Here is a 13,528-nt window from a genome sequence, read left to right as displayed (position 1 = left end):
CGGCCACCAGGGTGGCCGGCCGTGCCACTCAAAGTGGCTGGTCAGACCCATGTCTGCAGTAGCTGGAGCGGGCAGCGACAACCGTAGACCTGTGCCGAACTCTGCCCAACTGCCAAAGTCCTAGCGACCAAGGATCGCTAGAAGCGGGGATGATCCCCGTGCAGGACGGCCTCGCCCGACGAACCGGCGCCGTCGTCGGCGTGCCGGATCTCGCCGAGCACCCACGCCGGCACGTGCTTCGCGGTCAGCACCGCGAGGGCCCGGTCGACGTCCTCGGGCGGCAGGATCGCCACCATCCCGACGCCCATGTTGAACGTCGCCTCCATCTCGGCGCGCTCCACCCGGCCCCGCCCGGCGATCAGCTTGAACACCGGCGCCGGGGTCCACGTGGTGCGGTCGAGGTCGGCGCGCAGGCCGCGGGGCAGCACCCGGGCCAGGTTCGCGGCCAGCCCACCCCCCGTGACGTGGGCGAACGTGCGCACGTCGGTCTCCGCCGCGAGCGCGAGGCAGTCCCGGGCGTAGATCCGCGTGGGGCGCAGCAGCTCCTCCCCGAGGGTGTGGCCGAACTCCTCGACGTGCCCGTCGAGCGACATCCGGCCGATCTCGAGCAGCACCCGGCGGGCCAGCGAGTAGCCGTTGGAGTGCAGGCCCGACGCCGCGAGGGCGACGACCTGGTCCCCGACGCGCACGCGCTCGGGTCCGAGCACCGCGTCGGCCTCGACGACGCCGACCCCGGTGGCCGAGAGGTCGTAGTGGTGCGGCTCCATGACCCCGGGGTGCTCCGCGGTCTCCCCACCGAGCAGGGCGCACCCGGCGATCCGGCAGCCCTCGGCGATCCCGGACACGATCTGCTCGACCTTCGCCGGGTCGAGCCGGCCGATCGCCAGGTAGTCCTGCAGGAACAGCGGCTCGGCGCCGCACACCACGAGGTCGTCGACCACCATCGCGACGAGGTCGAGCCCGACGGTGTCGTGCTTGTCGGCCGCCTGCGCGACCGCGATCTTGGTGCCGACGCCGTCGGTCGAGGCGGCCAGCAGCGGCTCGGTGTACTTCGAGGTCCGCAGCGCGAACAGGCCCGCGAAACCCCCGATCCCGCCCATCACCTCGGGGCGGGAGGTCGAGGCCGCGAGCGGCTTGATGCGTTCGACCGCCCGTTCCCCGGCCGCCACGTCGACCCCGGCGGCCGCGTAGCTCGACGCCCCGGAGCCCGCGCCGCCGACGTGCGCGTCGAGGCCGGTCACGGGCGCGACAGGGCGTCCTCGGCGCCGTAGCCGGGGCTCGAGCGGTGGGCCGGGAGACGCAGCGCAGCGGAGCTCGACCCGTCCGAGGGGACGGCCGCCGCGTTCACCGGCACGGGGACACCGGACCGGGTGCCGGTCGCCTCGTGGACGACGTTCCCCGAGTCCCCGCACGGCGTGCCGGTGACGTCCTCGAGCACGTGCTTGCCGACCAGCGCCTCGTCGGGCAGCGGGATCGGGTACTCGCCGGAGAAGCAGGCGGTGCACAGCCGCGAGCGGGGCTGCTCGGTGGCCGCGACGAGGCCCTCGGAGGAGATGTAGCCGAGGCTGTCGGCGCCGACCGAGCGACGGATGCCCTCGTTGTCCAGACCGTTGGCCACCAGCTCCGCCCGCGAGGCGAAGTCGATGCCGTAGAAGCAGGGCCAGCGCACCGGCGGGCTCGCGATCCGGACGTGCACCTCGACGGCGCCCGCCTCGCGCAGCATGCGGACCAGGGAGCGCTGGGTGTTGCCGCGGACGATGGAGTCGTCCACCACGACGAGGCGCTTGCCCCGGATGACCTCGCGCAGCGGGTTGAGCTTCAGCCGGATGCCGAGCTGCCGGATGGTCTGCGAGGGCTGGATGAAGGTGCGCCCGACGTAGGCGTTCTTGACCAGCCCCATGCCGTAGGGGATGCCGGAGGCCTCCGCGTACCCGACCGCGGCGGGCGTGCCCGACTCCGGGACCGGGATGACCAGGTCCGCCTCGGCGGGGTGCTCGGCGGCGAGCCGCCGCCCGATCTCGACGCGGGCGGAGTGCACCCCGCGCCCCGCGATCGAGGTGTCGGGGCGGGCCAGGTAGACGTACTCGAAGACGCAGCCCTTGGGCTCCGGGGCGGCGAAGCGGGAGGACCGCAGGCCGTCGGCGTCGATCGCCAGCAGCTCCCCGGGCTCGACCTCGCGGACGAAGGACGCCCCGACGATGTCGAGCGCGGCGGTCTCCGAGGCCACCACCCAGCCGCGGTCGAGGCGGCCCAGCACGAGCGGGCGCACGCCGTGCCGGTCGCGGGCGGCGTAGAGCGTGGTCTCGTCGCAGAAGGCGAGGCTGAACGCGCCGCGCAGGTCGGGCAGCAGGCGCAGCGCGGCCTCCTCCACCCCGAGGTCGGCGGCGGACTCGGCGAGCAGCCCGGTGACGACGTCGGAGTCGGTGGTGGCCGCCATCCGGGCCCGGCCGTCGGGGACGCCGTCGGGGAGCTTGCGCCCCACCAGCTCGGCGGTGTTGACGAGGTTGCCGTTGTGGCCCAGCGCGATCCCGGTGCCCGCCGGCGTCGTCCGGAAGGTCGGCTGGGCGTTCTCCCAGGTCGGCGAACCGGTCGTCGAGTACCGGGTGTGCCCGACGGCGAGGTGGCCGCGCAGCGAGGTGAGGGTCTGCTCGTCGAAGACCTGGCTCACGAGGCCGAGGTCCTTGAACACCACGATCTGGCGCCCGTTGGACACCGCGATGCCCGCGGCCTCCTGGCCGCGGTGCTGGAGCGCGAAGAGCCCGAAGTAGGTGAGCTTCGACACGTCCTCGCCGGGCGCCCAGACCCCGAAGACCCCGCACTCCTCGTGCGGGACGTCGTCGGCCGGGGACTCGGCCGGCGAGGGGGCTGGTGGGGTGGATAGACGGGACGGCTCCGGACCGGGACCGGCTGCGACCACCGAGGCTCCTCGAGACGGGGGTGAGGCCGCCCCCAGGGTACGTGCGCGGCCCGCCGGGGTCGCGGGTCACGGCCGTGACTCCCGCGGCGTCGTGGTCGCCGATCGGCAGGAGGTCGTCAGGGAACGGACGGACCGGTCGCCGCGTCGGGCGCGGGACCCGGCCAGGACGGTCCTGCCGGGTCGCGCAGCACGTCCCCGATGTCCTCGCGGGGCAGCGCCGCGGCGAAGTGCCAGCCCTGGCCCTCGTCGCACCCGAGCCGGCGCAGCCGCGCGGCCTGGGCCGCGGTCTCGACGCCCTCCGCGCACACCGTCATGCCGAGGGCGTGGCCGAGGTCGACGAGGGTCCCGACGATGCGCTCGTCGACCAGGTCGGACACGTCGGCCTCGCGCAGGCCCTCGCCGAAGGATCCGTCGAGCTTGATGACGTCGACCGGGAGCTTGCGCAGGTAGGACAGGTTCGAGTAGCCGGTGCCGAAGTCGTCGATGGCGATCCGCACGCCGAGCGCGCGCAGCCCGTCGAGGGCCTTGAGCGGCGCGCCCTCGTCGCTGGTGAGAGCACGCTCGGTCAATTCGATCTGCAGCAGGTGCGGGGGCAGCCCGGTCTCGGCCAGGACCGCCTCGACGTCGCCCAGCAGGTTCGGCTCGTGCAGCTGGCGCGGCGCGACGTTCACCGAGACGAACGGCGCCGCGTCCCCGAACTCGTCGTACCAGCGGCGCGCGTCACGGCAGGCCCGGATCAGCACCCAGTGCCCGAGCGCGACGATCGCCCCGGTCTCCTCGGCCAGGCCGATGAACCGGCTCGGGCCGAGCACGCCCAGCTTCGGGTGGTGCCAGCGCACGAGCGCCTCGACGCCGCGCATGCCGTGGTCGTCCATGCCCACCAGCGGCTGGTAGAGCGCGAAGAACTCGTCGCGCTCGATGGCGGTGGGCATGGCCGCCGAGAGCGCGAAGCGGGTGATCTCGGCCTCGTCGCGGCTCGGGTCGTGCAGCGCCCAGCGGCCGCGGCCGTCGGCCTTCGCGGAGTAGAGCGTGATGTCCGCGGCGCGCATCAGGTCGGAGGTGTCGCCGTCGACGACGGGCCGCTCGACGATGCCGATGCTCGCGGTGACCAGGAGCTCCTGCCCGGCGAGCACGAGCGGGCGGCCCAGCGCGTCGAGGATGCGCTCGGCCAGCGCCACCAGCTGCGCCACGCCCCGGGAGTTCTCGACGAGGACGACGAACTCGTCGCCGCCCATCCGCGCGACCAGCTCGCCGTCGTCGGCCTGCTCGGCGAGCCGCGACGCGACCGCCTGGAGCATGAGGTCGCCGACCTCGTGGCCGAGGCTGTCGTTGATCGCCTTGAACCCGTCGAGGTCGAGGAAGCAGATCCCGATGCGGCGCGCCGAGTGGGCGGGGGTGCTGTCGAAGATGCGCTCGATCCGGGCGGAGAACAGGGCGCGGTTCGGCAGCGTCGTCAGGGTGTCGTGGTAGGCCTGGTACTCCAGGTGAGACTGGAGCATGTGCCGTTCGGTGACGTCCTCGAGCATCGCGAACTGGTAGGCGGGGCTACCGTGCTCGTCGCGCACCAGCGAGAGCGTGAGGTTGCCGATGATCTCCTCGCCGTCCTTGCGGTAGAACCGCTTCTCGACGCGGAAGTTGTCCAGCTCGCCGGCGAGCAGCCGCTCGTAGTGCACCCAGACCGACGGCAGGTCGTCCGGGTGCGCGAGCTCCCCGACCGAGCGGCGGCGCATCTCCTGCGCGGTGTAGCCGAACATGAGCGTCATGGCCGGGTTGACCTCGAGGATCCGCCCCTCCAGGTCACCGAGCCCGATGCCGATCGCGGCCTCGTAGAACATCGCCCGGAACCGGGCCTCGCTCGCGTGCAGCGCCTGCTCGGTCTGGTTGCGCGCCACGATCACCGCGCGGCGGATCGCCTCCTGCTCGTCGAGCGTGCGGTCGCGGAGCGTCGTCGCGTAGCCCGCGGCCAGCGCCCCGACCAGCACCACGACGTCGTCGCGGACGTCGTCCCCGAGCAGCTCGGGCAGGCGGGCCGAGAGCAGGACGATCGTGCGCTCGAGCGTCGAGGGTCCGGTGAAGTGGGCGGCGACGAGGCGCCGGCCCGCCTCCTGGCCCACCCCGGTGTCCGCGGGGTGCACCCGCAGCGCCGTCACGAGGTCGGTGCTGATCTCGGTGAGGTACTCGACGAGCTCGTCGGAGCCCATGGGGACGTAGCTGGTGCCCTCCACCTCCGCCGCCCAGTCCCGGGCGAGCGCGTGGACGGCGTCCTCGTGCGGACACCCGTCGTCCCCTGGCGACGGCGACCGCGACGCCCCGGTGCGCGTCGGCTCAGTCACGGCGACCGACGCCCGCGTAGCCCGGGTTGCGCTCGGCCCCGGCGGGGACGGCGCCGTCGGGACGCCAGTAGGGGATGCCGACGACGCCCGGGTCGAGCAGCGTGAAGCCCTCGAAGAAGTCGACCACCTCGTGGTGGGGTCGCATCGACATCGGGGTGGCGGTGCGGCGGTAGAGCGCCACGTGGTCGTCGGCGCGCTCCGGCGGCATGATGTCCGCCGACGCGTGGCTGAGCACCAGGTGGCTGCCGGGCGCCAGGGCGTCGCGGTAGCGCGCGAGGGCCTCGGCGGGCCGGCGCTCGTCGCCGACGAAGTGCAGCAGGGCGACGACGAGCAGCGCGACCGGACGGTCGAGATCGAGCACCGAGCGGGTGATCGGGTCCTCGAGCACCGCGTCCACGTCGAGGAAGTCGGCGTGGACGACGCCGGTCTGCGGGTCGTCATCGAGCAGGGCGCGGGCGTGCGCCACGGCGACCGGGTCGATGTCCACGTAGACCACCCGCGCCCCGGGGGTGGTCGCCTGCGCGACCTCGTGGACGTTGCCGACGGTGGGGATGCCCGACCCGACGTCGAGGAACTGGTCGATGCCCGCGGCCGCGCAGTGGCGCACCGCGCGCCGCATGAAGGCGCGGTTGGCCTGCATGACCCGCGGCAGGTCGGGCCAGTCCTCGATGGCCTGGCGCGCCATCTCCCGATCGACCGCGAAGTTGTGGCTGCCGCCGAGGTAGTAGTCGTAGACGCGCGCCGCGCTCGGTCGGTCGATGTCGACGTCCTGCGGAGCCCACGCGGGTCGCGTCACTGGACCACCTTCCCCCCGGTCACGGCGAGCATACGACCGACCCCGACGAGTGGGAGCGGTCTCGGCCGAACCCGGGACCGTCCCGGCCCGGATCACCACGCCGGATCCCCGATGCTGCCGGGCGCCGACGCGGGGCCGTCGTCGGGGTACGCCCCGTCGGCGTCGACGAGGGGCAGCCAGTGCCCGACCCGCGGGGCACGGTGCCCCGAGGCGCGGACCGTCCCCGCGGCCACGGCCGTGTCGAAGTCGGTCCGGCCCAGCGCGAGGGCGCACCACGTCCGGGGGTCGGTCTCCACCACGTTGGGGGGCGTGCCCCGGGTGTGGCGCGGCCCCTCGACGCAGTGCACCGCTCCGAACGGCGGCACCCGCACCTCGACGCTGCGCCCCGGGGCGACGTGCTCGAGCGCGGCGAGCGAGGTGCGCACGGCCGCGGCCCGTGTCGCGCGGGGCGGCTCGGGCACGGCGGCGTCGGGGACCGGGCCGTCGGGGCGCGCGTCCACCCAGGCGGCGACGGCGGCCAGGGCGCTGCGCACCTCGTCGGGCCGGGGGGCGCGGCGGGCGGTCACGGCCCCCGAATCTAGGCGCTCCCCGGCCCGCCCGCCGGTGGTGGGACGCGGTGCTGCTTTGCTGACGGCGTGCTGCGACGGGCCCTCGGGGTGCTGGTGGTGACGGTCCTCGCGGTGTGGGCCCGCGGGCTGTCGGCCGCGATGACGATGGAGGCCGACCACGCCGCGTACTGGCGCCGCCGTGGCCGTTCCCCCGGCGACGTCCTGCTGGTCGCGCTCGGGGACTCGCTCGCGCAGGGCATGGGCTCGGTCCACCCCGAACGGTCCTGGGCGGGCCGGCTGGCGGACACGATGGAGGCCCGGACCGGGCGCCGGGTGCGGGTCCTCTGCCTCGGCGTCGTGGGGGCCGGGGCGGCGGACGTGCTCGCCGACCAGCTGCCGCAGGTGCCCGAGGCGGCGCTGCGCGGCGAGCCCGGCACGCTCGTCGCGCTCGAGGTGGGCACCAACGACGCCTCCGGCGGCACCGACCCGGAGGAGTTCCGCCGGCTGCTCACCCAGTTGTGCGCGGCGCTTCCCACCGGGTCGCTGGTGGGGGACGTGCCCGACCTCAAGTACGGCCGGACCCGGGCCGCGGGCGCCCGGCTGTCCGCGGTGGCCCGCGAGGTGGTGGCGGCGCACCCGGGGCTGCGGCTCGCGGGCGTCGAGGCGGCGACCCACGGGCTGATCCCCTGGGAGTGCGGCCCGGACCTCGCGCACCCGAACACCTTGGGCTATCGGCGCATGGCGCGGGCGTTCACGGCGGCGCTGGGCAACTGAGGTCCCGGGCCGCCTCGGGATGGGTGAACGGCGCCGTCCTGACGTCGGACGCGAGGAACGTGCCGTTGCTGGCGTCGGGGGGCGCCGGGGCCCGATGAGTGAACGGCGCCGTCCTGACGTCGAACGCCAGGATCGTGCCGTTGCTGGCGTCGGGGGGCGCGGCCCGCTCAGGCGTCGAGCACTGCCGGGAGGGTCGCCGCCGAGAGCGTCGCCAGCTCGGCCACGCCCAGCGGGTCGACGCCCTCGATCGCGAGGTCCTCGCCTCCGACGACGCCGAGCCGCGCCGCGGGCTGACCGAGCTCGGCGCACAGCCGGGCGAGGTCCGCCTCGGCCGAGACCGGCACCGTCACCACCATGCGGGCCGCCGACTCGGAGAACAGCAGCGCGGCCGGGTCGAGGGCGCCCTCCCCGGGGGGCGGCGTGACCGACGCGCCGCGCCCGGACACGACCGCGGCCTCCACGAGCGCCTGCGCGAGCCCGCCGTCGGAGACGTCGTGCGCCCCGGAGAAGAGCCCCGCGGCCGCGCCCCGCGCCATGACGTCGACGAGGCGGGCCTCGGCGCCGAGGTCGCACGCCGGCGGCCGGCCGCCGAGGTGGTCGTGCACGACGCCGGCCCAGGCCGAGCCGTCGAGCTCGTCGCGGGTCCCACCGAGCAGCCACACCGCGTCGCCGTCGGGCCCGAACCCGGACGGGACCGCCCGGTGGACGTCCTCGACGAGGCCCAGGACACCGACGACCGGGGTCGGGAGGATCGCCGTCGTGCCGGTCTGGTTGTAGAAGCTGACATTGCCGCCGGTCACCGGGACGCCGAGCTGGGCGCAGCCCTCCGCGAGGCCCTCGACCGCCTCGGCGAACTGCCACATCACGCCCGGGTCCTCGGGGGAGCCGAAGTTCAGGCAGTCGCTCACCGCGACGGGGCGCGCGCCGGTGGCCGCGACGTTGCGGACCGCCTCGGCGAGGGCGAGCCGGGCCCCCTCGCGGGGGTCGAGCAGGCAGAACCGGGCGTTGCAGTCGACGGAGAGCGCGATGCCCCGGTCGCCGGTGTCGTCGAGGCGCAGCACCCCGGCGTCGGTGGGGGTGGCGGCGGTGGTGTTGCCGCGGACGTAGCGGTCGTACTGGTCGGTGACCCACGCCCGGGACGCGAGCTGGGGCGACGCGGCGAGCCGGGCGATCGTCTCCGCGAGCTCGGACGGGGTGGCCGGGCGGGCCAGGCCCGCCGTCGTGTCGGCCTGCAGTGCGTCCTGGCGCTCCGGGCGGGCCAGGGGCCGGTGGTAGACGGGCCCGTCGTGCGCCACGGTGCGCGGCGGGACGTCGACGACGGTCTCGCCGCCGGCAGTGATGCGGAGGTGCTCGCCGTCGGTGACCTCGCCGATGACCGTCGCGGTGACGTCCCAGCGCTCGCAGACGGCCATGAAGGCGTCGACGTTCTCCGGGGTCACGACCGCGCACATCCGCTCCTGGGACTCCGAGGAGAGGATCTCCGCGGGCGTCATGTCCCTGGCCCGCAGCGGCACGGTGTCGAGGTCGATCGTCATGCCGCCGTCGCCCGCGCTCGCGAGCTCGCTGGTGGCGCACGAGAGCCCGGCGCCGCCGAGGTCCTGGATCCCGACGACGAGGCCCGCGCGGTAGAGCTCGAGGCAGCACTCGATGAGGACCTTCTCGGCGAACGGGTCGCCGACCTGGACGCTGGGGAGCTTCTTGTGTCCGCCCCCGCCCGCGGACCCGGTGAAGGTCTCGGAGGCGAGCACCGACACCCCGCCGATGCCGTCGAGCCCGGTGCGCGCCCCGAACAGCACGATCTTGTTGCCGACGCCGGAGGCGAAGGCCAGGTGCAGGTCCTCGGATCGCAGCACCCCGACGCAGAGGGCGTTGACCAGCGGGTTGCCGGCGTAGGTGGGGTCGAAGACGACCTCGCCGCCGAGGTTCGGCAGCCCGAGGCAGTTGCCGTAGAAGCCGACCCCGGAGACGACGCCGGGCAGGACACGGGCGGTGTCGGGGGCGTCGAGCGGGCCGACCCGCAGCCCATCCATGACGGCGACGGGGCGCGCGCCCATCGCCATGATGTCGCGCACGATCCCGCCGACCCCGGTGGCCGCGCCCTGGTGCGGCTCGACGTACGAGGGGTGGTTGTGGGACTCGATCTTGAAGGTGACCGCCCAGCCGTCGCCGACGTCGACGACCCCGGCGTTCTCGCCGATGCCGGCGAGCAGGTGGCGGCGCATCTCGTCGGTCGTCGTCTCGCCGAAACGGCGCAGGTGGACCTTGCTCGACTTGTAGGAGCAGTGCTCGGACCACATCACCGAGTACATGGCGAGCTCGGCGTCGGTGGGGCGACGGCCGAGGATCTCGCGGATGCGCGCGTACTCCTCGTCGCGCAGGCCGAGGGCGGCATAGGGCTGCTCGCGCACCGGCGTGGCGGCGGCGGTCTCGACGGTGTCAGCGGGCTCGGCGGGCTGGGGGGTTCCGACGGGGGCGGCCTGCGCGGTCACGGCATCGACCCTACGCACGCGCGCGAGCGGCAGCGGTCCGCGTCGCTCTCCCCACGACGAGCGCGCTCCAAACACCCCGATCGGCTGACGGGTGGTGTTCGGAACGTCACTCGTCGCCTGTCACCGACCGCACACCTCACTCACTGCACGTGTCGATCGATCGGGTGGCCGTTCGCGGTGCGGCTACGACGTCTCGGCGAGTCTCCCGCGTGGCGTGTCGGCGAATCCCGGTGACTGTCGGACCCCGCATCCATGATGACGCCATGACCGCAGCTTCCGTCCGCGCACAGTGGGTCGGCCCCGGGCCGGCAGGCGGCTCCGCACCCGCGGCCGGCTCCTCGCCCGCCGGGGACGCCTCCGGGCCCACGCGCCCCGACCCCCTGTCCGCGCTGTCCCGCGTGCTCGACCGCGAGCTCGTCGAGGTCCGCCGTCACCGGCTGGAGCTCGCGGGCCGGGTGCCGGCGAGCGTCGCGCCGTACGTCGACCGCTCCCAGGGGATGCTCGAGCTCGTCTTCGACGGACCGTCGGGGCCGATCGTCCTGGCCGTGGCGCCGGGTGCCCGGGGAGACACCATCGTGCCGGTACTGCCCGCCCCGGCGCCCGAGGGGGACGACGGGACGGACGCCGGTGGCGAGTCGCCGTTCGACGAGGTGGTGGGCGACGCACTGGAGGACGTCGACCGCGTGGTGGGGCACGTGGAGCGGCCCGACGAGATGCGCGGCCTGGTCCTGCACCTCGGCGGCCGGATGCTGATGCTCTACGCCGACCTGTGGGAGCTGCGGGTCACGCTGCTGCCGTGAGGCGGGCGAGCACCGAGGTGAACAGCCCGAGCCCGTCGGTGCTCGGGCCGGTCAGCGCGTCGATCGCGTGCTCCGGGTGGGGCATCAGACCGACCACGCGGCCGTCCTCGGAGCTCACCCCCGCGATGTCGCGCAGCGCGCCGTTCGGTGCCGGCTCGGCGTAGCGGAACACCACCTGGCCCTCGCCCTCGAGGCGCGCCAGGGTCTCGTCGTCGGCGACGAAGCGGCCCTCGCCGGACTTCAGCGGGACCGTGATCTCCGCGCCGTCGGTGAAGTCCGCGGTCCACGCCGTGCCGGTGTTCTCCACCCGCAGCCGGATCTCGCGGCAGATGAAGCGCAGCCCGGAGTTGCGGACCAGCGCCCCGGGCAGCAGCCCCGCCTCGCAGAGGATCTGGAAGCCGTTGCAGATCCCGAGGACCGGCAGCCCGCGGTGGGCCGCCTCCACCACCGGCCCCATCACCGGGGAGCGCGCGGCGATCGCGCCGGCGCGCAGGTAGTCCCCGTAGGAGAAACCGCCGGGCACGACGACCGCGTCGACGCCCTGCAGGTCGGTGTCCCGGTGCCACAGCGACACCGCCTCGCCGCCCGCGTACCGCACGGCCCGCGCCGCGTCGACGTCGTCGAGCGTGCCCGGGAAGGTGATGACCCCGACGCGCGCGCTCACGCCTGCGCCCCGTCGGCCACCGACGACTCCCGTCGCACGACCCACTCCTCCATCACCGGGTTCGCCAGCAGCGTCCCCGCGATCCGCTCGAGCTCGGCGTCGGGCACGTCGTCGTCGACCTCGAGGACGAAGTGCTTGCCCTGACGGACGTCGGCCACGCCGGTGACACCCAGCCGCGCCATCGCGCGGGCCACGGCCTGGCCCTGGGGGTCGAGGATCTCGGCTTTCGGCAGGACGTCGACGATCACGCGTGCCACGTGCTCCACGCTACCGGGTTGGGTCACGCGCCCGACGGGGAAGAGCGCAGACCATGAGCGCCACCGAACTCGTCCACCTCGGACACGCCTGCCTGGTCGTCGACACCGGCGCCGCCCGGATCCTGCTCGACCCGGGAGCGTTCTCCGACGGCTGGCAGACCCTCGAGGGGCTCGACGCGATCCTCGTCACCCACCAGCACGTCGACCACCTCGACGTCGACCGGCTCCCGGCCCTGCTCGAGCAGAACCCCGACGCCGAGCTGGTCGTCGACCCGGGCACCTCGGACGTGCTCACCGAGCGCGGCATCCCGCACACCCGCCACGAGCCCGGCGACGAGTTCACCGTGGGCGGGACCCGGGTGGAGGTCGTCGGCGCCGAGCGGGGCGAGCACGCCACGATCCACCCCGACATCCCGGTGATCGCCAACAACGGCTACGTGCTGCGCGCCGAGGGCGGCACCGTGATGCACCCGGGCGACGCGTACGTCCCGGCGCCTCCTGGCGTCGACGTCCTGCTGCTGCCCACGGGGGCGCCGTGGCTGAAGGTCTCGGAGGCGGTGGACTACCTGCGGGCCGTGGCGCCGCCGATCGCAGTGCCGATCCACGAGGCCGTGCTCGCGAACCCCGACCTGCACTACGGGCTGTTCGACTCGCTGTCCCCGGCGGGCACCGACGTCCGGGTCCTGGCCCGGGGGGTGGACACGCCGCTGCGGTAGGTAGGTCGCAACGCCCTCCTCCGGGCCGCCACGGCCCGTCCGCTGACGACGGCGTCGGGCGCGAAGACCTCGAACGCGCGCGGGATACCCGGGTAGAGCTGCAGTTCGACGCGCTGCAGACGGGCGGCGTAGTCGAGGTCCTCGTCCCGGAAGAGGGCGAGCTGCCCGACGTCGATGAAGGCCGGCGGCAGACCGCTCAGGTCGGTGGACCGGGACGGTGCCGCGTAGCTCGGGACGTCCGGCCCGCCGGCGGCCGGGCCGAGCACGCAGCCCCACCCGGTGATGTTGTCGTCGGTGGTCCACATGGCGACCGGCGCGATCTCCGGGCCGGGCGTCGTGGTGGGGTCCTCGAGCATCGGGAAGACGAGGATCTGCGACGCCAGCGCGGGCCCGCCCCGGTCCCGGGCCATCAGCGCGACGGCGGCCGCCATCCCTCCGCCGGCGCTGTCACCCATGATCGCGAGCCGGCCGGGGTCGACGCCCAGCTCGGCCGCGTGCTCCGCGGCCCACCGAAGCGAGGTGGATGTAGGCGCGGCAGACGGGATCCATCTCCACCGTCACTGTGGAGTGGACCACGCAGGTTCGTCGCGCGCTCGTGGACGGCGGGTGGCGACCCGACGACCCGGCGTGGCCACCGTCCTCGTCGGGACCGAAGCGTCGCGGACCCTCCACCCGGCGGTGACCCGACGACCCGACACTCGCCCGCCCACGTCGCCGGTCGACCGGGACCGGCGCTCGGACGGGGAGAGGCCGGATGAACGGGCGCGAACTGATCGAACGACACCTCGAGCTGTGGAACGCGAAGGACCAGGCAGGCTGGTCGGCGCTGTTCACGGACGACGCGACGCTGGCCGGACCGGGCGGGTTGCGCGGGTCCGGACCGGAGATCGTGACGACCTTCTACCGGCTGTGGCAGGAATCCTTCCCCGACAACCGGTGTCGCACGCTGCGGATCGTCGACGGCGGCACGAGCGGGGTCCTCGAAGCCGTCTTCGAGGGCACCCACACCGAGACGCTGCACGCCCCGGGCGGTGACCTGACGCCTACGGGCCGACGGGTCAGCGTGCCCTTCGTGAACGTCTGCGAGTTCGCCGGGGACCGGATGCGCGACTTCGTCCTCTACTTCGACCAGGTCGACCTGCTGACCCAGCTCGGGATCGTCGCCGCGACGGTGTAGGTGGGCGGAGCCCTCGTGAGCACTTTCGGTGGCTATAGCCACCGAAAGTGCTCACGA

At 74.4% G+C, this 13,528-nt stretch carries 13 protein-coding genes; 4 read left to right on the top strand and 9 right to left on the bottom strand.

Annotation, left to right across the window (positions count from 1 at the left end; translation table 11 throughout):
- Nucleotides 1-137 precede the first annotated feature (137 nt).
- The 5 genes from purM to VGH76_RS06825 all read right to left on the bottom strand — a co-directional run bounded on the left by purM (nucleotide 138) and on the right by VGH76_RS06825 (nucleotide 6,612).
- Nucleotides 138-1,241 (bottom strand): phosphoribosylformylglycinamidine cyclo-ligase, encoded by a 1,104-nt coding sequence (gene purM, locus VGH76_RS06845; protein ID WP_331555875.1) that lies wholly within the window; start codon nucleotides 1,239-1,241, stop codon nucleotides 138-140.
- Nucleotides 1,238-2,917 (bottom strand): amidophosphoribosyltransferase, encoded by a 1,680-nt coding sequence (gene purF / locus VGH76_RS06840; RefSeq protein WP_331555874.1) that lies wholly within the window; start codon nucleotides 2,915-2,917, stop codon nucleotides 1,238-1,240. The genes purM and purF overlap by 4 nt, the downstream gene beginning before the upstream one ends.
- Before the next feature lie 116 nt (nucleotides 2,918-3,033).
- The gene (locus VGH76_RS06835; protein ID WP_331555873.1) at nucleotides 3,034-5,250 is read right to left on the bottom strand and encodes a putative bifunctional diguanylate cyclase/phosphodiesterase; all 2,217 of its coding nucleotides are present in this window, start codon (nucleotides 5,248-5,250) and stop codon (nucleotides 3,034-3,036) included.
- Nucleotides 5,243-6,046 carry an SAM-dependent methyltransferase gene (locus VGH76_RS06830; protein WP_331555872.1) on the bottom strand — a complete coding sequence of 268 codons (804 nt, stop codon included), beginning with the start codon at nucleotides 6,044-6,046 and terminating at the stop codon, nucleotides 5,243-5,245. Before VGH76_RS06830 ends, VGH76_RS06835 begins: the two co-directional genes overlap by 8 nt.
- Before the next feature lie 92 nt (nucleotides 6,047-6,138).
- Entirely contained in the window at nucleotides 6,139-6,612 is a 474-nt protein-coding gene (locus VGH76_RS06825) for a sterol carrier family protein (RefSeq protein ID WP_331555871.1), read from the bottom strand.
- A gap of 69 nt (nucleotides 6,613-6,681) precedes the next feature.
- On the opposite strand from VGH76_RS06825, the gene VGH76_RS06820 reads away from it, so the two are divergent.
- A complete protein-coding gene (locus VGH76_RS06820) occupies nucleotides 6,682-7,368 on the top strand; it encodes an SGNH/GDSL hydrolase family protein (RefSeq protein ID WP_331555870.1) in 687 nt (228 codons plus the stop codon).
- 167 nt (nucleotides 7,369-7,535) lie between these two features.
- Here the strand turns inward: VGH76_RS06820 and purL are convergent, their stop codons facing one another.
- Nucleotides 7,536-9,857 carry a phosphoribosylformylglycinamidine synthase subunit PurL gene (purL, locus tag VGH76_RS06815; protein WP_331555869.1) on the bottom strand — a complete coding sequence of 774 codons (2,322 nt, stop codon included), beginning with the start codon at nucleotides 9,855-9,857 and terminating at the stop codon, nucleotides 7,536-7,538.
- 263 nt (nucleotides 9,858-10,120) lie between these two features.
- Between purL and VGH76_RS06810 the strand changes: the two genes are divergently transcribed.
- Nucleotides 10,121-10,657 carry a hypothetical protein gene (locus VGH76_RS06810; protein ID WP_331555868.1) on the top strand — a complete coding sequence of 179 codons (537 nt, stop codon included), beginning with the start codon at nucleotides 10,121-10,123 and terminating at the stop codon, nucleotides 10,655-10,657.
- Here VGH76_RS06810 and purQ read toward each other — a convergent pair.
- A complete protein-coding gene (gene purQ / locus VGH76_RS06805; RefSeq protein ID WP_331555867.1) occupies nucleotides 10,641-11,321 on the bottom strand; it encodes a phosphoribosylformylglycinamidine synthase subunit PurQ in 681 nt (226 codons plus the stop codon). The genes VGH76_RS06810 and purQ overlap by 17 nt on opposite strands.
- Nucleotides 11,318-11,578: a phosphoribosylformylglycinamidine synthase subunit PurS gene (gene purS, locus VGH76_RS06800; protein WP_331555866.1), complete on the bottom strand. Its 261-nt coding sequence runs from the start codon at nucleotides 11,576-11,578 to the stop codon at nucleotides 11,318-11,320. Before purS ends, purQ begins: the two co-directional genes overlap by 4 nt.
- 53 nt (nucleotides 11,579-11,631) lie before the next feature.
- Here purS and VGH76_RS06795 point away from each other — a divergent pair, with 53 nt between their 5' ends.
- Nucleotides 11,632-12,294, top strand: a complete 663-nt coding sequence (locus tag VGH76_RS06795) for an MBL fold metallo-hydrolase (RefSeq protein ID WP_331555865.1) — start codon at nucleotides 11,632-11,634, stop codon at nucleotides 12,292-12,294.
- On the opposite strand, the gene VGH76_RS06790 is transcribed toward VGH76_RS06795, so the two are convergent.
- Entirely contained in the window at nucleotides 12,213-12,839 is a 627-nt protein-coding gene (locus tag VGH76_RS06790) for an alpha/beta hydrolase fold domain-containing protein (protein WP_331555876.1), read from the bottom strand. The genes VGH76_RS06795 and VGH76_RS06790 overlap by 82 nt on opposite strands.
- Nucleotides 12,840-13,048: 209 nt before the next feature.
- Between VGH76_RS06790 and VGH76_RS06785 the strand changes: the two genes are divergently transcribed.
- Entirely contained in the window at nucleotides 13,049-13,471 is a 423-nt protein-coding gene (locus VGH76_RS06785) for a nuclear transport factor 2 family protein (protein ID WP_331555864.1), read from the top strand.
- Nucleotides 13,472-13,528 lie beyond the last annotated feature (57 nt).

It is taken from the genome of Actinomycetospora sp. (assembly GCF_036497585.1).
In the GTDB taxonomy this organism is placed as follows: Bacteria; Actinomycetota; Actinomycetes; order Mycobacteriales; family Pseudonocardiaceae; genus Actinomycetospora.
The sequence above is the reverse complement of the archived record's forward strand: the minus strand, read 5'-3'. Positions and strand labels throughout refer to the sequence as shown.

Coding starts and splice junctions, on each gene's coding strand:
- VGH76_RS06785 (WP_331555864.1), top strand. CDS start 13,049: ATGAACGGGCGCGAACTGATCGAACGACACCTCGAGCTGTGGAACGCG.
- VGH76_RS06810 (WP_331555868.1), top strand. CDS start 10,121: ATGACCGCAGCTTCCGTCCGCGCACAGTGGGTCGGCCCCGGGCCGGCA.
- VGH76_RS06795 (WP_331555865.1), top strand. CDS start 11,632: ATGAGCGCCACCGAACTCGTCCACCTCGGACACGCCTGCCTGGTCGTC.